Below are 26584 nucleotides of genomic sequence, written 5' to 3'. Positions count from 1 at the left end.
ATGCCCTCCCTGAAGCCGCGTTTCGGGAACGGTATCCGTTCCGTGCGTGGTGTGCTCCCTCGCTTGCGGTGTGTCCTACCGTCCAGCCGTCATGCCCGACGCCCCTATCTGGTTCGACGGCCACCTCGACCTTGCCTACTTGGTGGAACTGGGGCGAGACTTGCACGCGCCCCTCGAATCCTGCGGTGGTCCGCTGGCTCCGGCGGCGGTCACGCTTCCCTCGCTGCACGAAGGCCGCGTTCGGGCGTGCCTCGGGACGATCTTCACCGAGGCGATCGTCGATGCGCCGACAGGCGGCGAGCAGGCCGGCTCGTACTCCTACCCCGTCGGCGACGCGGCCGCGGCGCACCGCGCGGGCCTCCGCCAACTGGCCGTCTACCACGCCTGGCGCGATGCCGGCGTCGCCTCGTTCCTTCCACCCCGCGCATCCACGACCACGCAATCCGCAACATCCAAACCCGTATCCGCGAGTCACCCGTCTCAAGACCCGGGATTCAAGCCTCGCGATTCGCGGCTCTTCCTCGGCATCCTCATGGAATGCGCCGACCCCATCACCACGCCGGACGAACTTCTGTGGTGGGCCGAGCGCGGCGTCATCGCCATCGGCATGGCGTGGTGGCGCGGTTCGCGGTACGCCGGCGGCAACGGCACGGACGGAGGCCTGACCGACCTCGGCCGCGAACTCGCCCGCGCGATGGACACACTCGGCGTCGTCCACGACCTCACGCACCTCTCACAGCGGGCTACCGACGAACTCTTGGCGCACACCGATCGCCCGGTCATCGCCTCGCACTCCAACTGCCGTGCCCTGCTCGGTGGGCATGAGAACAAGGACTGGCAGCGGCATCTGGCCGACGAGACGGTCCGCGAGATCGGCCGTCGAGGCGGGATCGTCGGCGTCAACCTGGTCCGCAACTTCATCAAGGTGGGCATCGACCGCTCGAACCCCGAGGACCGCCCGACGATCAACGACCTGATCGCCCACGTCGAGCACGTTTGTGCGGTCATGGGGCACACACGCGGCGTCGCGCTCGGGTCGGACATGGACGGCGGACTGACAGCCAACGACCTGCCGCTGGGCATCGACTCGCCTGCGGACCTGCACCGCATCGCCGACGCCCTCGTTTCCCGAGGCTGGACCGACGAGGCGATTCACGGCTTCGCCTGGGGCAACTGGGCGAGGTTCTGGAGCCTCGATCCGATGGGGGAGGCGTGACAGGCTCTGCTCATCGTCGGCGCGAGCGTGTGGGCCGTGCGCGGCGATGCCGGCGCGGGCGCCCGCCCACACCGCAGGCGCGACCTGCAAGCCCGACCGCAACCGCCACTCCGCCCGCGAGCGCGAGCGTGAGCGTCCACGGTGACCGCTCCACGGCCCGCACAAACTTCGTGTACCCCACGTACACCACCGTGCCGCCGACCGTTCGTTCCAGCCGGTTCAGGTTCCGCGTGGTTTCGACCGCACCCACTCCCACCGCGGCAACCAGCAGCAGCACGCCGATCGCCAGCCACGGTGTCCGCCTCGTACGCCCCTTCGGCATGAGGGCATCATCGGCGCGCTTCAACGATTCCGCACGATCAACACCGAACTAAACGCGAATACGCGATGATTTTGGCAGAAACCGCGAACCCGCGTATTGACGAGTTGTTTATCCGATTATACGATATCGCTCTTTCAGCAAGGAGGCCCCATGACCGCCATCACCCCGACCATGACGGTGGGCGAGATCGTCGCCCGATACCCGGCCGTTGCCACGACTCTCGAGGGCTTTGGCATCGACTACTGCTGCGGAGGCCGCAAGACGCTTGCGGAGGCCGTCGAACACAAGTGCCTCGACCTGCGGGAGGTGGTGTCGGGTCTGGAAGCCACCGCGTCGGTGCAGACCGGCGATGAGCGGGACTGGCGCACCGCGAGCCTCGGCGACCTGTGCGACCACATCGAGGCCACTCACCACCAGTTCGTTCGGCGCGAGTTGCCCGCCCTCGCGGCGCGGCTCGATCGCGTCGTCAAGGCCCACGGCGAACGCCGACCGGAGATGCACGAAGTCGCGAAGGTGTTTCGTGGCTTCGCTGCTGAACTGACCGCACACATGCACAAGGAGGAGCAGATTCTCTTTCCCGCGATCCGCGCGGTCGAGTCAGGGCAGACCATCAGGGGCATTGGCGCGCCGATCGCCGTGATGGAGCAGGAGCACGACGACGCCGGCCGTGCCCTCGAACGGATGCGAGAGTTGACCGGCGGGTTCGCCGTGCCGATGGACGCGTGCGGCACGTACCGGGCGCTGCTCGAAGGGCTGCGTGCGCTGGAATCCGACATGCACCGGCACGTTCACAAGGAGAACAACATCCTCTTCCCGCGTGTCCGTGAACGCATCCGCCGAGACGAAGGCGTGGCGCCATCATCTTCTCCGCACGATCCGACGCCCACCGCGTGCGCATCGTGTGGGGGATTGCAGCGATAACGAGGCTGCTGGCGAAACCGCGCGCGTAGTGCCATACCACCGACTTCGGCTGCTCTGAGTCGAAGTCGGTGCTCCACACGCCGCCGTTCGCGCCCGCGGCGACGAGCTCGCAAAGCCGAACTCGGTGGCATGAAACTCGGCGCGGCCGCGCCGATGTGGTTTCACTCCGGCTGAGTGGGTCGCCTGCCTGAACCGGCTTCGGTGCCATCGTCGGCTGCCGGAGTCGGCGTCGGTGGGGGTGTGTTACCCCCCTCTCGCTTGATACGTTCATACTCCGCGCTCTCGGGGGCAGTGCCGCCGCCGAGGATCGATCTCGCGATGAGAATGATCGCCAGCAGGCCGATGACGCCCGCGGCCACACCGAGAATCATTTTCTTGCGTTTCTCGTCCATGCGTGTACCCCGTCGAGTTCGAGGCGAGAAGAAAGGGCGCGTCGGTTCCGCCGACGCGCCCGTGCGATGCGAGTGAGTTCCGATTCGAGTCAGCGGATGATGTCGCGACCCTGGACGCCGTCCTTGGTGGCCCAGAAGAAGGCGGGGTAGACGCCGGGATCGGTGGATGAACCGTTTTCCAGATTGTCTTTGGCCATGGCGTACTTGTTGAGGATGCCGGCGAGCGGGTTCCAGACGTCTGTCGGAGTGAGGGAGTCCTTGGTTCGCGGCTGGTTTTGGTCTCGCAGAGCGAGATAGACCTGGTCGAGATCGTACTTGATGACGCTGCCGTCAACAAGACCGATGTTGGGGTCTGCTCCCGGGTTGTTCCAGTTGGGGAAGAAGCTCATGCTTCCGGCGGGGGTGCCGCTCGAAGCGTCTGGCGTGGAGTAGGCGATCTGGTTGCGACGTTTCTGCGAGGTGTCGAATCGCTCCCACATCATGACTTTGAGTTCGGGGAAGGTCACGTCATCAATCGTGTTTCTGCGGACCATCGCGGCTGCTGCGGTGCCCGATGCACTCGGGCGAGGACGGTTCTTGTATCGAGCAGCGGAGAACCACATTGTCGGCGAGTAGCAGTACGAGGTGTCCCATATCCACTGTTCATGACTTCCGCCGCCGAGAATCTCATCGAGGAATCGTTGCTTTGGTTTGGGGTCGGATGGCGAGAACTGGACGTCCGAGGCGTAGTCCCCCTCGCTGAGCCAGCTGGCGGTAAGCGAATACCAGTGGAATGCGTACATCTCGCTGTTCCACATGCCTCCACCAGTGGTGTCGTTGAACTTGAAGAGGTATTCGGAGACAGGCTTCATGACGCCGTTCCATGCATTGTTGCCGTCGTTGATCGTCGCCAGCGGTCCACGTTCGCCGGGAGCGCAGAAGGGGTTGAGTAATGAGTTTCGGTGTTCGCCTGTGTAGAGCAGGCCGATCTTGACCAGCTGGCTCAGGTTCGACTGGCTGATGACGTTTCGTGCAGCGCGGCGTGCCTCTCCGAGGGCGGGTAGCAGGAGTCCAATCAGAAGGGCGATGATCGCGATCACCACCAGCAGTTCGATCAGCGTGAATCCGCGGCGTGCTCTGTGTGCCATGGGGCGTCTCCTCTGGTTCTGCCTGTCCGGAGCTTCGGGCGACCGGCTGCGGCTGTGCGGCCTTCGTGATCGGATCGTCCACTTTGCCGGAAGGCCAGAACCGGCCCTCCGTACCCCTTGTTCGCATCATACTCAGATCGGGTTCAGCAAGCCAGTGGGAACACAACCGGGCCTTGCCGGCTAGTCCGCCACACCGAAGGGGGGTCTGCCCCGGGCGAATCCACGCCACGCTGCCAGGAGCGATCGAGGCCCGATCGGTCTGACACCCTGCGTCCGCCGCAATGCCCCGAGGCGGTACAGGTGCGACCACTGCCCGAACAGCACCGAATACGCCCAGACGACGGCCCGGCCCGGGTCGTAGAGGTTGGTCGGCTCGCCGGTGGTGCCGTTGAGTTCGACGATGCCGATGCCGTGCCCCTCGCGGAGCAGGTCGTCGGACTCGTACCGGGCGTCGAGGCGTGCATAGTCGATGCCGGGGTCTGTCGGCGTGCCGACCGCAGAGGCATAGGCTGCGATGATCGAGTCGATGCGGGCTTCGAGTGCGGGGGTGATGAGGTCCGCGCCGTCGCGGAAGAGGGTGCCCTGAGCGTGGTTGCCGGACTGGGCGAGCCGGACTCGCTCGCCGTCCGATGGTACCCAGGCGCGTGAGCCTGCAAAGCGGGCGAGGAAGACAGCAGCCTGCCGGCGGTAGCGACGGTCGCGATAGAGGAGTTCTTCGATCGTGCGCCGGCCGTCGCCCACGACAAAGGGGAACTCCTTGCGCGTGACGGCATAGATACGGCCGATGCGGCCGGGTGGGGCGTGCGGGTCGCGGACCCAGGTGATGCCGCACTCGTGCGGGCCAGGGTGGTAGGCCTGCACGACGACGGCCCGGGGCATGGCTTCGAAGTAGCGTCGAGCATCGTCATCGGAGCGGATCAGGCGGACGCCGTAGCCGCGTTGCCCGGTGTCGGGCTTGAGGACGACGGGGTAGGGTCCGACGTCGTGTGGATGGAGCATCGTGCGCCGCAGGGCGTGGAGTCGCTCGCTGACGGAGGCGGGTTCGATGAGGGCGGAGGGCATGACGGCTGGTCCGGCGGCGGAGAGCGCACGGAGAATCTCGGTCTTGCTCTCGCCGACGATTCCGCCGCCGTAGGGGATGGCGGGGTTGCAGCAGGTCCAGATCATCAGGCCGCGATGGCGGATGGAGAGCCAGGCGATCCATGGCAGGAGTGGAAGGTAGAAGACAAAGGGGGGCCAGTACTCGTGGCGCGGCAGGCGGTCGAGGGCTGCGAGGAGTCGCCCCCGGCCCGACCATGTCACGGCGTGGGTCGCGGCGCGGACGGTGAGGACCGTGCCCACACACGCGAGCGCTACGCCCGCGAGACCGAGCGAGTCTTCGAGGGGTTCGAGCACGGCCTGGGCAGCGACAGTCGCGGCGACGAGAACCAGAGTCGCCCAGAGAAGCGAGCCGGCGCCGAGGCCGAGCATCGCGGCCGGGCCGAGGGCACGGAGCGAACCGAGGGCGTGCGATGCTTCGTCTCGCTGCCAGGGCTGGAAGCAGGAAACCAGGACGGCGGTGAAGGTGTGCCAGAGCGTGCGCTGAGGGAGCGGGTCGTCGCGACGTGCGGCCGTCGCGCCGGCGAACCGGCGTGCCCAGTCCATATCGGCGGGGTCGAGGAAGCCGCAGCGCAGCGCGGGAAGTGCATTCGAGAGGGCACGGAGCGAGAGTCCCGCAGCGAGTGCGAAGGCGGCCAGGCCGAAGTCCAGCCGGAGCGTGGCCACCAGCAGGCCCGCGAGCACGGCGGCGTGTTCCGGTCGCAGGCGGGCGAGCAGAACGAACGTGCCGCCGACCGCCCACCACGGCAACACGCGGATCGCGTCGAGAAGCTCAGCGGCTTTCCCGACCACGCCGACTCGCGGGTCCGGGGCGAGATCGGCGGCGTACGTTAGAGGGGGCACACCGGGAATGTCGTGGCGGGCGAGGAACGAGAGCAGGTGCGTGGCCGTCTCTTCCGCCTGGAGGAAGGGGAGGAAGTGCGAGGCGTCAATGAGCACGAGGCGGCTCGTGGGCATGCGCTCGTGATGCTCGACCGCGCCCCACGCGGGCACGAGAAAGTCGTCGTGCCCGTGGAGGACGAGCGCGGGCACGGTCAACCGCTCCATGACCGGCTCGACGAGGCGCTGGTCGGTGTCCCAGAACGAGCGGATGAAGGCGTGACGCATGCCGCGCTCGGCAAGGGCGCCGAAGTGCGGGACGAGTTCCGGCACGATGACCACGGCGACGAACCCGGCGGCATACTTGACACGCTCGAAGAAGTAGCTGCCGGTGCCCTCGGTCTCCTGCACGCCGGTTGCGGCGACGAGAGCGATCGAGGCGATGCGGTCTGGGGCGATGTCCGCGGCGTGGAGAGCGACGCCGCCGCCGTTCGACCAACCGACCAGGTGGGCGCGCTCGATGTCGAGCGCGGCGAGGACCTCGAGAACGGCATGGGCGTGGGCACGGTTGGAGTACGACGGAGCGAGCGCGGTCGAGTTTCCGAAACCTGGCAGGTCGATGGCGATGACGCGGCGGTCGCGGGCGAGGAGTGGGCCGAGTCGGACGAAGTCGAGGGCCTGGCCGGGTGAACCATGGAGGAGGACGACGGGGGCATGCGGTGCGGCAAGGTCGCTGCCCCACTCGAGGTAGGCAATGGACGTGGTGCGGTCGGGGACCGGGCCGTCCTCGTCCGTGGCATGGATCTCGACGATGCGTGCGCCGACCTCTGCGGGGGGAGGCACGTACCACGAGCCGACGAGGCTCTGGACGGCGTGCGAGGCCGTGAGAAGCGCGAGGTAGACCGCGACGGTAACCCGTGCGGTTCTCCGGAGACGGGATGGCGGCTTGGTGGCGCGGGGTGGCATCTGAGGCCGTTCTCGGAGCCTCGGCCCGGGAGTCTACGCCACGAGCGTGAACCCCGACCGGTTCTTGTGAGGATCGTTTGGATTCGGTGGACGGGTCTTGTATGCTGTCAGGGGGAGTTCTCCCCGTGGGTGGTCGCGAAAGGGGCGACGGGCATGGTGCGGACCAGGGCGTTCACGCTCATCGAGTTGCTGGTGGTGATCGCGATCATCGCGCTGCTGATCGGGATTCTGCTGCCGGCGCTGGGCAAGGCGCGGGCGGTGGCGCAGTCCACGCTGTGCATGTCGAATGTGGACCAGATCGGCAAGGCGAGCACGATGTACGCCCAGGACAACAAGGACGAGATCTGGTTCTCGTGGGACTGGGCGCGAACGGACTCCAACGGCGACGGCCTGAACGATGCGCCTGGACACCTGTACGAGTACGTGAACAAGGCGGAAGAAATCCTGGCGTGTCCGACGAACAAGCGCAAGGGCCGCAACAACCGGGATACTTACAAGAAGAACTCGAACTGGTACGGGGGCACGTCGGAGCTCGACTTCGACTACTCCATGCAGACGTTCACGAGCGGGTATCGGCTGGGGTCCGAGGTTCGCAGCGCGTACATCCCGCCGAACTACAACTCGCCCGCGAAGCTGCCGCCCGCGCTTCTGCCGCAACTGACGTACTTCCGGTCGGTGTTCGTGTTCGTGGAAGAGAGCACATGGTGGTACAACGACGCCATCCGCGACGGCCTGTGGGGGAATCAGGACCAGGTCACGATCCGCCACTTCAAGGGTGGATACATGTGGTTTGTTGACGGCTCGACCGAACTCTTCGTCGGTCCCAACGACGGCGACGAACCTCGCTACCAGGGGAATCGCGACTTCGAGGCCAACGACGTCTTCGCGTCCACTCGCGGGCCTGACCACTGGTACCGCATCTACGGGACGCAGTGGAACCGGCCCTACGGCTGGATCAACAACCCGCGATGACGCCCCCCGCGCCCGGCCCCACGAACCGCCTGCGTCTGATCTCGTCGGTGCCAAGTTGGCCGCACGCGCCCATGAGGGTGCGACCCTTGGTGCGTCGCCGGCGCACGAAGAGGCCGCGTGCGACGAGCCGGCCCACGAACCGCTCGATGCTCTCCTCTATCGGAGCGGGCCAGGGGGAGTTGCGTCGCGGGTTGTAGGGAATGACGTTCACCATGCCCCGGGTCAGGCCGTCGCTTGACCCGCAGGCCGTGAAGGGGCGGAGGTACTCCGCGAGTTCGTCGGCGTGGTGAGGCTCGTCATTCACGCCTGGGATGATGACGTATTCGAAGCAGATCTTGCGGGCGCGTCCGAGGCCGGGCACGGCAAGGATGGCCTCCCGCAGGTCCGCCAAAGGCATTGCGCGGTTGACGGGCATGATGGCGGAGCGTGTGGCGTCGTTCGGGGCATTGATGCTGACGGCCAGGCCGAGCCGCCGCCACCCAGGTCGGTCCATCACCGTCGCAAGTCGTCGCAGGCCGTCGATCCGCCCGACCGTGGAGATGGTGATGCGCGACGTGGCGATACCCGGGCCGTCGTGATCGGTCAGGATGGCGACGGCGTCGAGCACCGCGTCGAGATTGTCGAGCGGCTCGCCCATGCCCATGAACACGACGTTGCGGATCGGCGCCCCGAGAACGTGCCGCGCCGCCCACCACTGGCCGACGATTTCGCTGGGCGTGAGCGAGCGAACGAGGCCCATCTGGGCCGTCTCGCAGAACGTGCAGCCCATGGCGCACCCGACCTGGCTGGAGACGCAGAGCGTGTGTGTCCGCGCCCCGCCGCGACCGATCATCGGGATGACGACACTCTCGACGTGCAGGGCAACGTGTTCGGGGAAGCGATCGGCGACCGTGCCTCGCTCCAGCCGCTGAAGGAACTTGATCGTCGTGCCTTCTGCAACCGCCTCGCGCTGTTCACGCACGATCGGGCCGGCGAGCGCGGCGTCGTTCATCCAGTCAGCGATCACGCCGGCACGGTGGAACGCGCGGTAGTCGTCGAGGGCACGAACGCGAGAGGAAAGCCCGGCCCGAGCGCAGGCGTCGGCGAAAGCGACCGAGGGGAGGGCGAGCGGGCTGGGTGTCACGTCGGGCACAGGGGAGTGTATGGCGGCGATGGGGGTTCGAAGAGAGCGTCGAACGGGATCGGCTCTGCGTCGAAGAGTGCGGAGGCTGCCGCAGGGCAGCGTGGCTTGAACAGCAGAAAGGACGCCAAGTCACGGGGCACTGAGGCATGGGTGGTGAGTTCGCACTCGTGCGGGCGGCCGGGATCGCGTGTCACGGCCTGAGTTTTGCCATGAGAGCGCTGAGCGCCTCGATGCCACGGGCGACGCACTCTCGGGCGGCGTCGGCCTGCGCGAGCGTGATCGCCCTTCGGGCGCGCTCGATGGCCTGGGCGCGCTTGGCACTCCCGGGCGGGGCGTCCGGGCGGTTGTCGAGCTCGCACAGATTGTCGTACTGGTCAGCGAGTTTCACCAGCCGAGCCTGCCAAGGGCCGGCAGCGAGGCGTGCGTCGTACTCCGGCTCGCGCAAGTCCTCGCGGAGGATCATGCTCTTGGTGAGCGCAGCAACGGCGTCGGCGACTTCCGGCCCGAAGGCCTCGAGCAGGTCGTCGTAGTCCGTGTCCGTGTCCTCGATCGTGTCGTGCAGCAGTGCAGCGCACAGCGCGACCTGGTTTTCGCACCCGAAGACGACAGCGACGATGAGGGCGACTCTCGTGGGGTGCGCGTAGTAGGGCGTTCGTCCGTCCTTGCGCAGGGCGTGGCGGTGGGCACGTGCGGCGAACGAGGCTGCCTGTTGCCAGCGCGTGGGATCGATCGGCATCGGCGTGCTCCGAGAAAGGCTACCCGGCGTGGATCAGGCTCGTGCGCGAGGGGTTGCCGCCGTGCTCGTCGAAGAGGAGCAGCACGTTCTCCGCACCGGGCTTGAGCCAGGGGCCGGGGAGGAGGTAGCGCGTCTGCGGCGGAACGCCCTTGCCCGTCGCCGTGGCGACCCAGTACCGCGAGACATTGCGTCCGTTGAGGAAGATTTGCCCCTTTGTCATGCCGGTGAGGTCGAGGAGGAGCGGTCGGTCGTCCGTCGCCTTGAACGAGGTGCGCCACCAGACGGGTCCGCGCCGGCCGCCGGCCTTGTGCTGATCGGAGTAAGCGTGCGAGGGCGGTGGTTCCCACGCGGCGAACGCCCATTCTGCTTTCTCCGAGATGCACCTGGTGCCTTCGACGATCTGCACCGACGGGGCGAGCGAGTTCAGCATCGCCTCTGCGCCTTCGGGGCCGACGGAGTCCGCCGCGAGGGCGATCTGGAGCGTGTTGTTGCCGCGGCTGAGCATCTCGGAGTCGAGGACGAGGCGATCGGGGCCGGGGCGGTCGAGGTAATGAATGGGCTTGTTGTTGAGCAGGACGAGGCCGCGCCCGACGAAGGAGCCGATGGTCACGATGATCGGCGTCTTTCGGCGGTGGGGGAGCGTCCACGTCGCGCGCATCGGGTGGGTGACGTCGCCCTGGCGCACTTCCCACAGGGGAGTGCGGAACGACATCAGCTCGATCGGCGATTCCTCGCTGAGTTTCATGCGGCCCGATCGGAAGTTGGTCGTCTCCCAGACGTGCCCGTAGAGGCCCTTCGGCTCGCCGAGGTGCACGCCGCCGGAAAGCCTGCCGAGGTTGTCGGCGAGCGCGACGAGCGTGTGCTCGGCCTTGCGGAGCTGGAGAACGGGGTCGAGGTCCGCGCCCGGTCCGGTGCCGATGATCCCCTGCGATTCGCCGTCGAGGAAGAGGTGGAGGCGATCAGCGGCGTGAGGGAAGGTCATCTTCACACGCTTTGCCTTCGACGAACGGAAGGTGAGACGGTACCAGCCGTAGCCGTAGGGCGCGCCGAGGCGAGTCAGGTCGTCAGGCCCAGCGATGACGGCGTATCGCTGGCTGGTGCCGGCGGCGAAGTCGTCGGCGGGGGCGGCCTCCCAAACGCCGAAGGACGGCGCGGAGTTGCGTGCCATTGCCGGGGCGGAGGCGATCTTGATCCGTTCCGCGCGGCCTTCGCCGTCGATGCGCGTCATGTGGCGCGCGCCTGCGGCCGGCACGGGCTGACCCGCGGCGTCGGCTCTCGCCGCACCGAAGATGATGGCGTCATCCAGCACGAGCGTTCGATCCACCTGCTCCTCGCTCAGCACGACCAGCACGACGCCTTCATGCTCGACCACCAAGGGATCGACGGACTTGCCCCGTGGTGCTTCCACTTCCAGAGGAGAGCCGTTGACCGAGACGACGCCGCGCGACCCTTCCGGGCCGAAGCAGACCAGCACCCGGCCGAACGTCGCGAGGGCATTGAGCGCGCAGTAGTCGATCTCCGAACGTGCCCCGATTCGCGTGCCGAGCAGGCACCACGCCACGCCCTGGGCGGAGAGCGGGACCGCGACGGGTGAACCGTCCGGCAGCACGATGTGCGCATACCGAAGTGCCCGTGAACGTGCGGGCGGGTCGTCAAATACGAACGCGACGCCGCCGTGCGTTCCTTGGACATGGGCCAGACTCATCCCCATGCCATGTCCGGGAATGGCGGCCGGGTCCATCAGGACGGGCCGCTGATCAGGGTCGAGGTTCGCCAAGATGCGTGAGAACTGGGACGCGAACGTGCAGAGTCTGCGCAGGGCACGCCCTGACTCGGTCAGATCACCGGTTTCGGAGAGTGGCGCGCCCTGATCGTGGGACGCTGTGACGAAGGCCTCGTGAGCCGTGTGCAGCCTGCCTCCCGAGAACCCGAAGTTCGTCCCGCCGGCGAAGGGGTTGACGACGAACTGCCCTCCCGCGGCCAACACTTGTGCCGCCGAACGCATGATGGCTGGAGTCGTGAGCGGGTCTGGCGCGGGCTGACCCCAGGAAGCGGCGTGTCCGATCCGCAGGTCGATCACGATTCGTGGGTTGCGAGGCCGGACGATGCCGAGTTGCCGTACCGCGGAGAGCATCTCGTCGCTTCCGGACCAGCACTCGATCTCGCCCTCGACGGACTGCCAGAGGTTGTTGGCGTTGATGACGGGAACGCTGAAGCCGGCTTCCCGGTAATACCTGAGCAACTCGCCGAGGTAGGCGTGCGCGAGGTCATCATGCCCGCAGGTCCACGCGTGCTCGTTCTGGATCATCAGCAGGGGGCCGCCGCGCCCGCTGCTGGTGACCTGCAGGTCCGCGACCTGCTTGGCGAGCGCGGTGATGAAGCGAGAGCACGCCTCGAGGAACGGACCGTTCTGGGTGCGAAGGCGCAGTCCCGGAAGGGAAGTGAGCCACGGGGGAAGCCCGCCGAGGTCGAAGCCGGACCCGACATACGGACCCGGCCGGAGGATGCAGTGCATCCCCGCTTCGCCGACCATCTTCACGAAGGATCGGAGGTCGTTCTCGCCCGCGAAATCGAACTGGCCCGGACGCGGCTCGTGCCTGGCCCAGACGACCGGGGCTTCGACCGTGTTGAGTCCCGCGAAACGTGCGGCGCGGATGCGATCAGCCCAGACTTCCCTTGGGAGGCGGGCGTAGTGGATGGAGCCGCCGACGATCCAGAGTCGTCGTCCGTCGAGCAGGAGGCTCCTGCCGTCAAAGGTGACCGATGGCATTGGCTCTCCGTCGAAGGGGCGGCGGCCGGGGGCTACGCTCTGGCCCCGGTTCCGGTTGGCTGCCGCGGCCGCCCCACGAGTCCGTGCGGGAGAGGATCAGAATAGGTGCGTGCCGAACGATCGGCCACAATGTTTGGCTATTGTCAGGAGGACACAGTGCTCTTTTTCACACCTTCGCCCCCCCCGTCCGATCTGAGCGGCCGCGATGTCTAAGCACGGCACCTTCCATAGCCCGATCGTCTGCCGCCGCTCCCATGTGTGGGCGGGTCTCGGCTGCATGTCCCTCCTGCTTCTTGCCGCCGGCTGTGGGGGGGGGATGGCGAAGATCGATCGTCAACTCGCCAAGGTCGTTCAGGATCGCTCGCGGGCGATGGCGGCTTCATCGCCGGGGGTCCGGGCACCCGGCGACCGGTGCGCTGTCGTACGTTCCGGGCGAGCAGGCGGAATCGGCCGACGAGGAACTGCGTAGGGTGAACGAGCGCCTGCGGCGGTTTCACGAGCAGGCCGCGGGGGGTGGAGCGGGCGAGTACATCCCGCTGACGCTTGACCGTGCGTTCGAGGTGGCGCAGCTCGAAGGCCGTGAGTACCGCGACGCGGAGGAGGACTACCTGGTCGCGGCGATCCGGCTGCTGATCGAACGGCACCGGTGGGGCCCGCGCCTGTTCAACGATTCGAGCGTTTCGCTCTCGGGCGAGGGCGACGAGGGGCGCTTCGACAACGCGCTCCGCGTGGTGAACACGCTGCGGGCTAACCAGAGGCTGCCCTACGGGGGGCAGGCGGAGGCCCGCTGGGTGTGGCGTGCGACCGAGGACCTGCGGTCGAGCGTCTCGGGCCAGTATCGGCAGTCTTCGGAACTGGTCTTCGACGCGAACATGCCGCTGCTCAGGGGGGCGGGTACGGTTGCGCAGGAGAGCCTGATCCAGTCGGAGCGTGATCTTGTCTACGCGGCCCGTGACTTCGAACACTTTCGCCGGAGTTACTTCGTGAGCATCGCGGACGACTACTTCCGCCTGCTTCAGGCCGCGGCTCGCATCAACAACCAGGTCTCGCAGTTGCAGAGCCTTCGTCTGTTCGAGGAGCAGCAGCGTGCGAAGTTCGAGGCCGGGCGGATCAGCCAGTTCGACCTGAACAACGCGACCAACCGCGTGCTGCAGGCGGTCTCGACGCTGGCGAGCCTGCGAGAGCAGTTCACGCTGCAACTGGACCGCTACAAGGTGCGTCTCGGCATCCCGGTCGAGACCTCCGTTCGCCTCTCGGGCGTCAGTTTCGGCCTGACCGCGCCGGTTGTTGACCTGGATGAGGCGACACGGGCCGCGCTGGCGTATCGGCTCGATCTCCAGAACCGGCGCGACAGGCTGCTCGACTCGCAACGGAACGTGGACGTGGCCCGCAACAACCTTCTGCCGGACCTGGGAGTCGGCGCGCAGGTGGGCATTCCCACCGATCCCGACGCGCGGGAGGGAGGCGTCGCGTTCGACCCTGACGAGACCCGCTACGAGGCGAGCATGACGCTCTCGCTGCCGCTCGACCGCCAGATCGAGCGGCTCCAGCTGAGGCAGGCCCTCCTGAATCGCGACCGGCAGCAGCGCGCGTACGAGCGGTTCAGCGACGACGTTGTCGTGGACGTTCGCCGCCGCGTCCGCGAGATCGATCTTGCCCGCTTCCGACTCGAACTCGCGGAGCGGCAGGTGCAGATCAACGAGCGCCGGCTCGAGGAGCAGCGCATCAGGGCCGACCTCGTGGATACGCGCACGCAACTCGACGCCTTGACCGACCTGCTCAACTCGCAGAACGACCGCGACCAGGCGTTGACGGACCTGCGCATCGCCGTGCTGAACTACCTGCTCGCGTCCGGGCAGCTCCGCGTCCGACTGGACGGCTCGCTTGAGCCGCTGCCTGGTATGGACGTCCGCGTCGAGCACATCCCGCTCGACTACGCCCGGCTTCTGGGCGAGGACGACGAGAAACTGCCGGTCATCGTGCCGCCGGACGAGATCGAAGCGCCGGCGGAGCAGCCCGAGACGCCGTAACCAGACGTATGGGCACGAAAGGGCGACGTTCCTATTCAGAGGACTCGCGCACCTGCCCCAGCGCGTCAGCGACATAGACGTCGTGGCGCTCCCACCGTCCCCCTGCGTGGAGGTAACTCGACACCCCTCCCTCGACGCGCACGAAGCCGAGCCGCGCCGCCATGCGAAGGCTCGCCTCATTCTCGGGCTGGATGCCCGCGAAGACGCGGTGCAGGCCGAGTCCCTTCGGCAGGTCGAGGAAGGCGTAGTCCAGCATGGCGCGCACCCCCTCGACCGCCAGGCCGCGGCGGATGCAGTCCGCGGCGATCCACCAGTTGGCGTCCGCTTCGAGGCAAAGCCCGCGGCGGATGGCGTTGAGATTGAACACGCCGGCGATGCGGCCGTCGTCGAGCACGCCGACACGTCGCCAGCCGGTGCCGGTGCGGTCGCCGGCCTCGGTCAGCTCGAGTTGCCGGAGGAAGAGGTCGTCGTCCGATTCACCGGGTCGGTGCAGGGGGCTGAAGCGGTCGAGATGGTCCCGGCTCGCCCGGATGACGCGCAGATATTCGTCGCGGTCACTCTCGCGCAGCGGGCGCAGCGTGAGCCGCGATGTTCGGAGGAGCGATCGGCTTTCGACGATGACCGGCCGCAACGGCGCGAGGTCCGCGATGGCGTCGCGTGCCGAGATCGTCCGCTGCGCGCTGCGCCGCCGTCTCATGTCCGCACCTCCGGCCTGTCGGGGTGCGGCCAGTCAAGGTGGTACGATTCGCCGCGCGGGCGGTCGATGCGTTCGTAGCCGTGTGCGCCGAAGAAGTCGCGCTGCGCCTGGACGAGCGCGGCGGGAAGGCGGTCGGCTCGGAGCGAGTCGTACCATGCGAGCGCGCTCGAGAACGCCGGGGTCGGCACGCCCGAGATCGCGGCCGCCGCCACGACCTCGCGCCACGCCGACTGCCGTTCCGCCGTTGCTGCGGCGAATGGGCGTGCGAGCAGGACGTTCGACAGCCGCGGTTCCTCGGCGAACGCGGCCGCCAGCTCGTGCAGCAGTCGGGCGCGGATGATGCACCCGCCCCGCCAGATGCGTGCGATGGTTGCGAAGTCCAGGCCCCAGTCCCACCGCGCGGACGCCGCCGCGAGAACCGTGAAGCCCTGCGCGTAGGCGCACAGTTTCGAGCAGTAGAGCGCATCGCCCACCGCGTCGATGAACCCGCTCCGATCGGGCTGCCTCGGAGCGGACGGCCCGCGCAGTCGCTCCCGTGCAGCACGCCGAGCTTCTGTATCCGCGCTGATGGTGCGGGCGAAGACGGCTTCGGCGATCGTCGGCGCGTGCACGCCGAGGTCCAGGGCGGCTTGGCTCGTCCACTGGCCGGTGCCCTTCTGGCCGGCGGCGTCGAGCACAACGTCAACGAAGGGGCGACCCGTGGAACGATCCTTGTGCGCGAGAACCTCCGCCGTGATCTCGACGAGATAGGAGTCCAGCACGCCCCGGTTCCACTCTGCGAAGACCGCCGCGATCTCGCGCGGTTCGAGTCCAGCCGCACGACGGAGAAGGTCGTACGCCTCGGCGATCAACTGCATGTCGGCGTACTCGATGCCGTTGTGGACCATCTTGACGAAGTGCCCTGACGCGCCGGGGCCGACCCTGGCCGCGCAGGCCTCGGCGTTCGGGGCGTCGGCCGGCCTGCCCGGTGAACCCCCCTCGATCGGCCTGCCGGTGCGTGCGTCCACCTTCGCCGCGATCGCGGTCCAGATCGGTTCGAGGGCGTGCCAGGCGTCGGTGTCGCAACCGGCCATGAGGCTCGGGCCGAATCGCGCACCGACCTCCCCCCCCGACACGCCGGAGCCGACGAAGCGGATGCCGCGGTCTCTCAGCGCTGTTCCGCGTCGCGCCGTGTCGTCCCAGTGCGCGTTCCCGCCGTCGACCAGCACGTCGCCGTTTTCGAGCAACGGGGCGATCTGTTCGATCACGGCATCGGTCGCGGAACCCGCCTTGACCATCAGCAGCACGACGCGGGGCTTGCGGAGGGATGCGACGAACTCGGTCATGTCGAACGCGGGAAGGAAGCAACCCGGCCCGCGTCCGCGCCACCCCCGGCCGAACGAGCCTGGGGGTGAGTCCGCCAGGAGTTGCCGGACCGGCTCAGGGGAGCGGTTGTGCAGGGCGACGCGGAATCCGTGGTCGGCCATGTTCAGGGCGAGGTTCCGCCCCATCACGGCCAGACCGACCACGCCGATGTCCGCGTTGTCAGAACTTCTGCGCTCACCCGCGGCCATGCCACCCTTCCCGGCGGGGCCGCCCCCGCCAACCGCTACAGTGCGACGCTATGCAGGACGGCCATGCCCTGCTGATGTTCGCGGCTCGACTCGGGCTGCTTATCGGCGTCCCGGCCTTTCTTGCGTTGCTTCTTCGGCTCGCAGGCGCGGGGCGGAGTGGCGCCCTGCGTTCGATCGCGACCGGCTCGATCGCCGGTGTTCTGCTCGGGCCGGGGATCGCGGGTCGTCTCGCGCCGGATCTGTGGGGGCGCGTCTTCAGTCAAGCAGAACCGGCGACTCCGGGCATTGTGGCGATTCTATCGATTGCGATCTTCGCCGCGGGCTGGGCGGGCCGCCGTCCATCCTCCGCGGGGCAGCAAGCCGGCCCACACGATCTGCTGACCGCCCTTGGCGCGGCATTCCTTTCGCTCGCCATGACCGCGCTGCCCGTTGCGATTCTTCTGGGCTGGCTCTTCGACCTCGACCGGTTGACCGGACTCGCGTTCGGCGCGGCCTTTGGATCGGGGAGCGCGTTCACCCACGTAACGCTGCGCCGCATCCGACCGATCGGCCGCTCGACCGATGCGCGGCTCTTTCTCGGATGCTCGCTTCTCCTTCCGTTCGGGCTGATCGCCGCGCTCGCCCCGCCGGATCGGGTCTGGGTGCTGCTCGTGCTGGCGGGGGCGTATACAGCGGGCACGATCGCGTCGCGCCTGGCTCCGCTTTCCGCACGCGGTCGGGGGATTCTCCGAGGCCTGCTCCTGGCGCTGATGGCAGGATGCGCGGCCCGGCTGGCTTCACTGCTCGACCCGGCCTCGCTCACGTCGGGGTGGCAACCGGTTGCGTTTGTTCTCGCTGTGCTGCTCGTGAGCGACGACCTGGCGGCGATGGGAGCCGGCTTGGGATGGCTCACGCTGGGGCGAGCCGGATCGGGCTTGGGATCCGCGCGCCGGTACATGGAATCGCAGGGGCGCGGCGCCTCGCTCACGATGGTGGCGTTCGGGTCGGGTCTTTGGATGCTCGGAATGCTGAATCCGGGCACAGCAGCGGGTTCGGCGGTGGTCGTCGCGTTGCTGCTCAGGGGCGCAGCCGGTGAGGCCTTCCTCGGGGGCTACAGGGCCATTCTTGACGCTGCGGCAGGCGATACACCCGACGAATGGTGACCCGGGGCTTGCGATCCGGGGGAAGACCTGCCACAATGACCGTGCCTGAAAAGAAGGGAGCCGCAATGAACAGGCGAACCGGCTTTACGCTCATCGAGCTGCTCGTGGTGATCGCGATCATCGCGCTGCTGATCGGCATCCTGCTCCCCGCGCTGGGTCAGGCACGGAGGGCGGCGCGCGGGGCCCTGTGCGGCTCGAACATGAAGCAGTTCGGCGTAGGGTGCGCGACATACAGCGTGGACTTCCAGAACCGCATCGGCACATACTCGTGGACGCGGACGGAATGCCCGAGCGAATGGGCCGACCTGCGCACCGCCGGCAACGACGTGCAGGCCGCGATGAACCAGGCTGTGGACATCCTCCGGCGGCGGGCGCACCGGGAGGACATCCCGAAACTGACCGACCGTCTCCCGCACCGGCGCTTCACGCACCTTGTCATCATGGACTACATGTCGTCGCAGATGCCCGAACGCATCGCGGCCTGCCCCGAGGATAAGGGGTTGATCGCCTGGCAGAACGATCCGTTCAACGAGTCCTCATTCCCGCCCGGCTCCGAAGCGTTCCGTAAAATGTGGCCGTACAGCTCGTCGTACCAGTGGGTGCCCGCGTCGTGGTCGTGGGACTCCAACGCGAAGGGCAAGGAGACCGTGAGCCAGTACGGCATGGACCACAACCTGTTCTACGTCGGAAACGCGGAACTCGGCCGCCGGTACCTGCATGAAGTTGCGTTCCCGGCCGCGAAGGTGCACGTGATCGAGTTCCACGATCGCCACAACGGCAAGCGTGACCTCTACCACGCCTACCCCGACGCGAAGGCGAACCTCCTGTTCTTCGACTCTTCCGTGCGGGCGCTGGCGACCGCCGACACCAACCGGGGCGGCAACCCCATGGCGCCGAAGTCCAAGCACCCGACGACGTACTACTACAACCCCAAGATTCTCGGCTTCGAGCCGCCCGCCAAGGGGAACGGTCCGCTGGGCGACTGGGTCATCGGGCACTATCGCTGGACGCGGGGAGGCATCGGGGGCGTCGACTACGGCGGCGAGGAAGTGAACACCGGCCAGAAGAACTGAGCGAGTCAGAGCGGGTCACGTCGTCGCGGGCGCGACGTTCGCCGTGACGATCGGGAGGGGAGGAAGACGGTCGGACGCGGCAGCGGCATAGTCCTGCAGCGCGGCCACGTCCCACTCGCCGGCTCGCCTTGCCTCGATCGCCCGGACCGCAGCAGCCGCGGCGGTTGCTGTCGTGATCATGGGAAGGCTCAGCCGAACGGCGTTGGCGCGAATCTTGCCCTCGTCCGTTCCCCAGCCCGTGCGCGTCGGCGTGTTGATCACCAGGCGGATCTGGCCGTCCGCCATCAGGTCGAGCACGTTCGGCCTCGCGCCCGCGGCGATCTTCTGGAGTACGGTCGGCTTCATGCCGTGGCGCCGCAAGGCCTCGCCGGTGCCGGGCGTCGTGAACACCTTGAAGCCCATCGCCAGCAGCGAGCGCGCCACGTCCACGATTCGCGTGCGGTCCTCCTCGCGGACCGAAATGAACACCCCCCCCTCGCGAGGCAGGTTGACCCCGGCCGCGTGAAGGGCCTTGAGATACGCCACGGGCATCGAGATGTCGATGCCCATCACCTCGCCCGTCGATCGCATCTCGGGTCCGAGCACGAAGTCCACGCCGGGGAACTTCTGGAACGGGAAGACGGGGGCCTTGACGGCGAACGTCCCCGTGTCCGGCAGTTCGCGCGCGCCCTGCTCGGCGAGGGGGACGCCCATCATCGCCTTGGCCGCGATGGACGTCCACGGGGCGTGCTTCGCCTTGCCGACGTAGGGCACGGTGCGGCTGGCGCGAGGGTTGACCTCAAGAATGAAGACTTCGTCGTCCTTCACGGCCACCTGCACGTTCATCAGGCCGCAGACCCGGAGCGAGCGGGCGAGGTCGCGGCTGATCTGGCGGATGCGCTCCGTGAGCCGCCTGGGCAGCGACCACGGGGGGACGGTGCAGGACGAATCGCCCGAGTGGACACCCGCGTGCTCGATGTGCTCCATGACGCCGCAGACAATCGCCTGGCGACCGGCCTGCTGGTCGCCCTGCGCGCCCGCGGGGGCGAAATCGGCGACGACGTCCACGTCAACCTCGACCGCGCCGTCGAGGAACTTGTCGATCAGGATCGGCGCGTCGTCAAGCCCGCTGAGGTCGAGGGCGTTGGTGACGTAGTGCCGCAGGGCTTTCTCGTCGGGGCAGATTTCCATGCCGCGCCCGCCGAGGACGTAACTCGGGCGCACCAGAACGGGGTAGCCGATCCGCCCTGCGATCTCCACGGCCTGCTCGAGCGACCGTGCGACGCCGGACGCCGGCCGCTGGAGGTGCAGCGATCCGAGGAGTTTGTCGAAGCGGTCGCGGTCCTCGGCGAGGTCGATCGAGTCGAGGCTCGTGCCGAGGATGGGCACGCCGGCGGTGACGAGGCCGTGGGCGAGGTTCAGGGGCGTCTGCCCGCCGAACTGGACGACGACGCCCCGCACGCCGCCCCCGGTGTTCAGCCGCTCCACGACGTTGAGCACGTCCTCCAGCGTGAGCGGCTCGAAGAAGAGCAGGTCGCTCGTGTCGTAATCGGTGGAGACGGTCTCCGGGTTGCAGTTGATCATCACCGACTCGAAGCCGAGGTCGCGTGCGGCGAAGGCGGCGTGCACGCAGCAGTAATCGAACTCGATGCCCTGGCCGATGCGGTTCGGCCCGCCGCCGAGGATGACGACCTTCGGTTTCGTCGAGACCCGCACCTCGTCGGCGTCCGTCGCTCCCGGCCCCGATGCCTCGGTCCCGTGATCCATCACCCCGTCGTCAACCCCTTCCTCGTAGGTGCTGTAGTAGTACGGCGTGACGGCCTCGAACTCGGCGGCGCAGGTGTCCACGAGGCGGAAGGCGGGCCGGACGCCGAGTTCCTGCCGGCGTGCCCGAACTTTCAGGATCGTCTCGCTGCTGATGCGGCGGAGGTAGAGGTTCGCCAGTTGCGCGTCGGAGTACCCGAGCCGCTTCGCTTCGAGCAGCGTTTCGCGCGGCACGTCCTCGAGCGCGGCGAACGAGCACAGCTCGTCCTCGAACTCGACGAGCTGCGCCATCTGGTCGATGAAGAACGGATCGATCTTCGTCAACTCGGCGACGCGGTTCACGCTCCAGCCCATCTTGAGGGCGTAGCGGATGAAGTACGGCCGTCCCTGGCAGGGGACGGTCAGCTTGCGCACCAGCTTGTCGATCGGGATGGGCCACTCGATGGGCTGGCCGTCGGCGGTGCGCAGGCCTGTCGCGCTGGCGGAGCCGGTGCCCGGCTTGGCGCCCGGCGAGAAGTCCAGCACGAGCTGCTGCTCCTCGACCGCCCGCATCGCGGTCAGCCACTTGTCGTTGCGGTCCAGCCCGAAGCCGAAGCGCTTGACGTCGAGCGAGCGGATCGCCTTCTGGAAACTCTCCTTGAAGGTCCGACCGATGGCCATGACCTCGCCGACGGACTTCATCTGCGTCGTCAGCGTCTCGTCCGCTTCGGGGAACTTCTCGAAGGTCCATCGCGGGATCTTGGTGACGACGTAGTCGATGGCCGGCTCGAAGCACGCGCTGGTCGTGCCCGTCACGTCGTTGCGGAGTTCGTCGAGGGTGTAGCCGACGGCGAGCTTGGCCGCGATCTTGGCGATGGGGAAGCCGGTCGCCTTGCTGGCGAGGGCGGAGGAGCGGCTGACGCGCGGGTTCATCTCGACGACGACCATGTGGAACCGGCCGTCCTCGGGCTTGGGGTTGACGGCGAACTGGACGTTGGAGCCGCCCGTCTCGACGCCGACCGCCCGCATCACGGCGATGGCGGCGTCGCGCATCGCCTGGTATTCCTTGTCGGTGAGCGTGAGGGCGGGGGCCACGGTGATCGAGTCGCCCGTGTGCACGCCCATGGGGTCGATGTTCTCGATCGAGCAGACGATGATGCAGTTGTCGCGCCGGTCGCGCACGACCTCGAGCTCGTACTCCTTCCAGCCGATCAGCGAGCGGTCCACCTGGACCTGCCCGATCATGCTGGCCGACAGCCCGCGCCGCACCAGCGTCTCGAACTCCTCGCGGTTGTAGGCGATGCCGCCTCCCCACCCGCCGAGCGTGAACGCGGGGCGCACGATGGCGGGCAGGCCGAGCCGGTCCAGCGCGGCCAGGGCCTCGTCCAGCGAGTTCACCGCCCGCGACGGCGGCGTCGCCAGGCCGATCGACTCGCAGACTCGCTTGAACGCCTCGCGGTCCTCGGCGCGGTGGATGACCTCTCGGCTCGCCCCGATCATCTCGATGCCGAACTCTCCCAGCGTGCCGCCGTCCCAGAGGGCGCAGGCGCAGTTGAGCGCGGTCTGGCCGCCGAGCGTGGGCAGGATCGCGTCGATCGGCGTGCCCAGGCTCCGTTCCTTCTCGACGATCTTGCGGACGGTCTCGGGCGTGACCGGCTCGACGTAGGTCCGGTCGCTGAAGGCCGGGTCGGTCATGATGGTCGCGGGGTTCGAGTTGACGAGGACGATGCGGTAGCCCTCGTCGCGCAGGGCCTTGCAGGCCTGCGCCCCCGAGTAGTCGAACTCGCACCCCTGCCCGATGACGATCGGCCCGGACCCGATGACCAGGATCGTGTGGATGTCCGTGCGTTTGGGCATCGCTCTCCGCCGTGGCTGCGCCGCGACCCCGGCCCGGCCGCCGGGCTGCTCCGTTCGCGCTTCGCGCTGGGGTTCGGGCTGCCTCTGCGAGGAAGCGTAAGCGATCCGTCGCCCGCTGGCAAAGCGGCGGCGGGCTTGCCGAACCGAGCCTGCCGGGTACAGTTCGGCTCGTCCGCCGGCGTGGGGATCGTCCTCCGTCGGCCGGGGCATCGCGTGCCGCGGTTCCTTCCCAAGTCGATCGTCTGTCTCCGCGAGGGCTATACGGCGCGCCTGCTCGCGGGCGATCTCGCGGCCGGGCTGACCGTCGGCATCGTCGCGCTGCCGCTGGCGATGGCGTTCGGGATCGCGTCGATCCCCGAGCACGTCGCGGCGGAACTGGCCGCGATTCATCCGTGGCTCACGCCGCCCGCGATGGGCCTCTTTACCGCCGTCGTCGCCGGGTTCCTGATCTCCGCGCTCGGCGGCAGCCGCGTGCAGATCGGCGGGCCGACGGGCGCGTTCATCGTGATCGTCTACGGCATCGCCGACCAGCACGGCTACGCGGGCCTCGCCACCGCGACGCTCATGGCGGGGGTCATCACGGCGGTCATGGGCTTCGCGCGCTTCGGGGCGATGATCAAGTTCATCCCGTATCCCGTGGTCACCGGCTTCACGGCGGGGATCGCGGTCATCATCGCCACCTCGCAGGTGAAGGACTTCCTGGGTCTGACGCCGCACGACATCGATGGCCTGCCCGTTTCGCTCCCGGCCGACTTCGTGCCCAAGGTGCAGACGCTCGCCGCCAGTCTCGACACGCTGAACTGGCCGACGCTGATCGTCGGCGTGGCGTCGCTCGCGGTGATCCTCGCGTTCCGCCGCTGGCTCCCGCGCATCCCCGGCCCGATCGTGGCCGTCGTGCTGGCCTCGCTGGCGGTCTGGCTGCTGAAGCTCGACGCCTCGTCGGGCGGCGCGGTGCAGACGGTCGGCTCGCGGTTCGGGGGCATCCCGGGCACGCTGCCGCGGCCGCACCTGCCGGCGTTCAGCCCGGAGCTGATCCGCGAGCTGATCCCCGCCGCGACGACGATCGCGATCCTCGCGGGGATCGAGAGCCTGCTCTCGGCGGTGGTGGCGGACGGGATGACGGGCTACCGGCACAAGTCCGACTGCGAGCTGGTGGCGACGGGCGCGGCGAACGTCGCGTCGGCGTGCTTCTGGGGGCTTCCGGCGACGGGGGCGATCGCGCGCACGGTCACGAACATCAAGTCCGGGGGCCGGACGCCGCTGGCGGGGATGGTGCACGCGCTGACGCTGCTGGGGGTGATGCTGGCGGCCGCGCCGCTGGCGAAGCTGGTGCCGCTGCCGACGCTCTCGGCGGTGCTGCTGGTGGTGGCGTGGAACATGAGCGAGATCGACCGCTTCCGTTCGCTGCTCACGGCCCCGCGCAGCGACGTGGTGGTGCTGCTGACGACGTTCGGGCTGACGGTCTTCACGGACCTGACGATCGCGGTCGGCGTGGGGATGGTGCTGGCGGCGATGCTCTTCATGAAGCGGATGGCGGACGTCTCGAACGTGGCGGCGATCACGCGCGAGCTTTCCGACGCCAACGGCGACAAGCCCGTTGACGACCCCGACTCGATCGACAAGCGGGTCGTGCCGCCCGGGGTGGAGGTCTACGAGATCAACGGCCCGTTCTTCTTCGGCGTGGCGGACCGTCTGAAGGACACGCTGCAGGGGCTGGAGCGGCCGCCGAGGGTCTTCATCCTCCGGATGCGCAAGGTTCCCGCGATCGACGCGACGGGCCTGCACGCGCTGGAGGAGTTCCACCACAAGTGCCGCCGGCAGGGGACGACGCTGGTGCTCTCGGGCGTGCACGCGCAGCCGCTGAACGCGATCGTGCGTGCGGGGCTGGACCGGGTGTTCGGGCTGGAGAACATGTTCAGCCACATCGACGGCGCGCTCGGTCGGGCGCGGGAACTGACGGGCGCGGAGGCCGCGCCGCCCGCCTGAGCGTGAGACGGGTTGAACGCAGAGGGCGCGACGAACGCTGGTGGAACTGAACGCGGAGGGCGCGGAGGGGAACGGAAGAGGGTCCGGAGGACCGGACGCCCTCCCTCTTCGCGCTCTGCCCTTTGCGCGTTGCCACCCGCTCTTTGCCCTCTGCATCCCCCGCCTGTTCCCGGACGCTCGGCGGGAGTTGCGCGTCGCGCGGCGCGGAGTTACCGGGCGAAGGCGGGGTTCCCGGGGCGCCATCCGAGGCGTCCGGGGGCCGTGATGAGGAGTTCGGCACGCCTTCCGAGGAGTTCATGTTCGAAGATCAGGAGTTCAGGTTCGAACCTGAGGAGTTCAGGTTCGAAGATCAGGAGCTCAGGTTCGAACCTGAGGAGTTCAGGTTCGAAGATCAGGAGCTCAGGTTCGAACCTGAGGAGTTCAGGTTCGAAGATCAGGAGTTCATGTTCGAAGGTCAGGAGTTGCCGCGACGCCTTCCAAAGCCCGAAATGGGGCTTTTTGCCCCTGAGAACCGCGTCGGACGTGGCCGGGGCGGCCGGAGGGCACGGGACGACCGGGTTGCCGAAGGGTGTGGAGGTGCGGGCAGGATGATCGGACCCGGAGCGCAAGGAACGCGCGGACGCAAACAGGGCACGAAGCGCACGTTCGAGCACGAAGCGCGCGCCGCCCGCCGTCAGCGTGACCCCCCTTCCGCGGCGGGGCGGGCGTGTCGGCGAAGTGCGACCACGAGACCTCCCCGCATCGTGCGGAAGGGTTCCGCCTCGCGGCGCGTCATGCGGCTGACCGGCTTGAAGGAGCCGGGTGCGGGCGAAAGAATCTCCCGGCCACCCGGGGGTCGTTCCGGACGTAAGAACTGGGGACCGCCTTCGGGCGGGGCACCGGTTCGTCCCCGGGGGCCGCCCTTTCTCTTCCACATCGTCACCAGCGCGAGTTCCCGATTGGCCGGCTCGCGCCTGCTCGATGATGGACGTCACGCCGTTGACACGCGTTGCGGGTTGCTCGCGGGCTGGGATCGATTACACTTGAGCACCCGCATCTGAAGCAGCGTCGGCAGTTGCGGGTTGCTCGCGGGCTGGGATCGATTACACTTGTTTTATCGCAACCAGGCCGGCGGCTTCTGTTGCGGGTTGCTCGCGGGCTGGGATCGATTACACTGCGCCACCACTGCGGCCTCGGGTTGCGATCGTTGCGGGTTGCTCGCGGGCTGGGATCGATTACACTTCTGCCGCCAAACATGGACGACACCATCATGTTGCGGGTTGCTCGCGGGCTGGGATCGATTACACTGCGATGGTGGTGCTCGCCGCATTCCTCGCTGTTGCGGGTTGCTCGCGGGCTGGGATCGATTACACTTCAAACTCGCTAGGCTAGAAGAGCGCCTGAGTTGCGGGTTGCTCGCGGGCTGGGATCGATTACACTGCTGCGACGACAGATGGAGCTCACTGGTCAGTTGCGGGTTGCTCGCGGGCTGGGATCGATTACACTCCTCCAGATCGCGCGTGCACTGCATGTCAGTTGCGGGTTGCTCGCGGGCTGGGATCGATTACACTCAGGCGCGATCAGTTCATCCGCGCCGTCAAGTTGCGGGTTGCTCGCGGGCTGGGATCGATTACACTTTGAGGGCGAACACGAGTGGAGCGGATGCAGTTGCGGGTTGCTCGCGGGCTGGGATCGATTACACTTCGACCGCCTCGCGGACGAAGCGCGGTGAAGTTGCGGGTTGCTCGCGGGCTGGGATCGATTACACTGCTGAACGTCGGAAGCGACCGATGGAGGTAGTTGCGGGTTGCTCGCGGGCTGGGATCGATTACACTCGTTCGCCTACGAGGTTGTGCCGGCCTCCGGTTGCGGGTTGCTCGCGGGCTGGGATCGATTACACTTGGGGGAGTCCCGCATGACCGTGGCGCCGAGTTGCGGGTTGCTCGCGGGCTGGGATCGATTACACTGGACCCCCCGTGCAGCGTTCCCGACGGCGAGTTGCGGGTTGCTCGCGGGCTGGGATCGATTACACTCCCTGGCCCCGTTGGGAACGGCAGGTCCAAGTTGCGGGTTGCTCGCGGGC

At 67.9% G+C, this 26584-nt stretch carries 16 protein-coding genes, 1 pseudogene and 1 CRISPR repeat array; of the genes and pseudogenes, 7 read left to right on the top strand and 10 right to left on the bottom strand.

The window, feature by feature from the left end:
* The first annotated feature begins 91 nt into the window (after positions 1-91).
* The gene (locus tag FBT69_12295; GenBank protein MDL1905572.1) at positions 92-1216 is read left to right on the top strand and encodes a hypothetical protein; all 1125 of its coding nucleotides are present in this window, start codon (positions 92-94) and stop codon (positions 1214-1216) included.
* Between the two features lie 10 nt (positions 1217-1226).
* On the opposite strand, the gene FBT69_12290 is transcribed toward FBT69_12295, so the two are convergent.
* Positions 1227-1538 (bottom strand): hypothetical protein, encoded by a 312-nt coding sequence (locus FBT69_12290; protein MDL1905571.1) that lies wholly within the window; start codon positions 1536-1538, stop codon positions 1227-1229.
* A 150-nt stretch (positions 1539-1688) separates the two neighbouring features.
* Between FBT69_12290 and ric the strand changes: the two genes are divergently transcribed.
* Complete coding sequence (ric, locus tag FBT69_12285) at positions 1689-2459, top strand: iron-sulfur cluster repair di-iron protein (protein ID MDL1905570.1); 771 nt, start codon at positions 1689-1691, stop codon at positions 2457-2459.
* Positions 2460-2620: 161 nt separating this feature from the next.
* Here the strand turns inward: ric and FBT69_12280 are convergent, their stop codons facing one another.
* The 3 genes and pseudogenes from FBT69_12280 to FBT69_12270 form a co-directional block, all read right to left on the bottom strand.
* Entirely contained in the window at positions 2621-2851 is a 231-nt protein-coding gene (locus FBT69_12280) for a hypothetical protein (protein MDL1905569.1), read from the bottom strand.
* A 959-nt stretch (positions 2852-3810) separates the two neighbouring features.
* Positions 3811-3978: pseudogene (locus FBT69_12275) on the bottom strand (prepilin-type N-terminal cleavage/methylation domain-containing protein).
* A gap of 180 nt (positions 3979-4158) precedes the next feature.
* Positions 4159-6861, bottom strand: coding sequence for an alpha/beta fold hydrolase (locus FBT69_12270; GenBank protein MDL1905568.1), 2703 nt, complete (start codon positions 6859-6861; stop codon positions 4159-4161).
* Between the two features lie 153 nt (positions 6862-7014).
* On the opposite strand from FBT69_12270, the gene FBT69_12265 reads away from it, so the two are divergent.
* Entirely contained in the window at positions 7015-7833 is an 819-nt protein-coding gene (locus FBT69_12265; protein ID MDL1905567.1) for a prepilin-type N-terminal cleavage/methylation domain-containing protein, read from the top strand.
* Here the strand turns inward: FBT69_12265 and FBT69_12260 are convergent.
* The 3 genes from FBT69_12260 to FBT69_12250 all read right to left on the bottom strand — a co-directional run bounded on the left by FBT69_12260 (position 7817) and on the right by FBT69_12250 (position 12462).
* Positions 7817-8965, bottom strand: a complete 1149-nt coding sequence (locus FBT69_12260; protein MDL1905566.1) for a 23S rRNA (adenine(2503)-C(2))-methyltransferase RlmN — start codon at positions 8963-8965, stop codon at positions 7817-7819. The genes FBT69_12265 and FBT69_12260 overlap by 17 nt on opposite strands.
* A gap of 181 nt (positions 8966-9146) precedes the next feature.
* Positions 9147-9692 (bottom strand): bifunctional (p)ppGpp synthetase/guanosine-3',5'-bis(diphosphate) 3'-pyrophosphohydrolase, encoded by a 546-nt coding sequence (locus FBT69_12255; GenBank protein MDL1905565.1) that lies wholly within the window; start codon positions 9690-9692, stop codon positions 9147-9149.
* 19 nt (positions 9693-9711) lie between these two features.
* A complete protein-coding gene (locus tag FBT69_12250) occupies positions 9712-12462 on the bottom strand; it encodes a hypothetical protein (GenBank protein MDL1905564.1) in 2751 nt (916 codons plus the stop codon).
* Here FBT69_12250 and FBT69_12245 point away from each other — a divergent pair.
* Positions 12456-14492 (top strand): TolC family protein, encoded by a 2037-nt coding sequence (locus FBT69_12245; protein MDL1905563.1) that lies wholly within the window; start codon positions 12456-12458, stop codon positions 14490-14492. The genes FBT69_12250 and FBT69_12245 overlap by 7 nt on opposite strands.
* Positions 14493-14523: 31 nt before the next feature.
* On the opposite strand, the gene FBT69_12240 is transcribed toward FBT69_12245, so the two are convergent.
* Positions 14524-15189, bottom strand: coding sequence for a GNAT family N-acetyltransferase (locus FBT69_12240; protein MDL1905562.1), 666 nt, complete (start codon positions 15187-15189; stop codon positions 14524-14526).
* Entirely contained in the window at positions 15186-16742 is a 1557-nt protein-coding gene (gene gndA, locus FBT69_12235) for an NADP-dependent phosphogluconate dehydrogenase (protein ID MDL1905561.1), read from the bottom strand. Before gndA ends, FBT69_12240 begins: the two co-directional genes overlap by 4 nt.
* Before the next feature lie 50 nt (positions 16743-16792).
* Here gndA and FBT69_12230 point away from each other — a divergent pair, with 50 nt between their 5' ends.
* Entirely contained in the window at positions 16793-17884 is a 1092-nt protein-coding gene (locus FBT69_12230; GenBank protein MDL1905560.1) for a hypothetical protein, read from the top strand.
* 65 nt (positions 17885-17949) lie between these two features.
* Positions 17950-18957, top strand: a complete 1008-nt coding sequence (locus tag FBT69_12225) for a prepilin-type N-terminal cleavage/methylation domain-containing protein (GenBank protein MDL1905559.1) — start codon at positions 17950-17952, stop codon at positions 18955-18957.
* A 15-nt stretch (positions 18958-18972) separates the two neighbouring features.
* Here the strand turns inward: FBT69_12225 and carB are convergent, their stop codons facing one another.
* A complete protein-coding gene (gene carB / locus FBT69_12220; protein ID MDL1905558.1) occupies positions 18973-22536 on the bottom strand; it encodes a carbamoyl-phosphate synthase large subunit in 3564 nt (1187 codons plus the stop codon).
* A 213-nt stretch (positions 22537-22749) separates the two neighbouring features.
* On the opposite strand from carB, the gene sulP reads away from it, so the two are divergent.
* Complete coding sequence (gene sulP / locus FBT69_12215; protein MDL1905557.1) at positions 22750-24522, top strand: sulfate permease; 1773 nt, start codon at positions 22750-22752, stop codon at positions 24520-24522.
* Positions 24523-25509: 987 nt separating this feature from the next.
* Positions 25510-26534: a CRISPR direct-repeat array (repeat unit 36 nt; unit sequence GTTGCGGGTTGCTCGCGGGCTGGGATCGATTACACT).
* Positions 26535-26584 lie beyond the last annotated feature (50 nt).

Origin of the sequence: Synechococcales cyanobacterium CNB, assembly GCA_030263455.1 — a bacterium.
GTDB lineage: Bacteria > Planctomycetota > Phycisphaerae > Phycisphaerales > UBA1924 > CAADGN01.
This window is presented reverse-complemented; position numbering and strand designations above follow the sequence as displayed.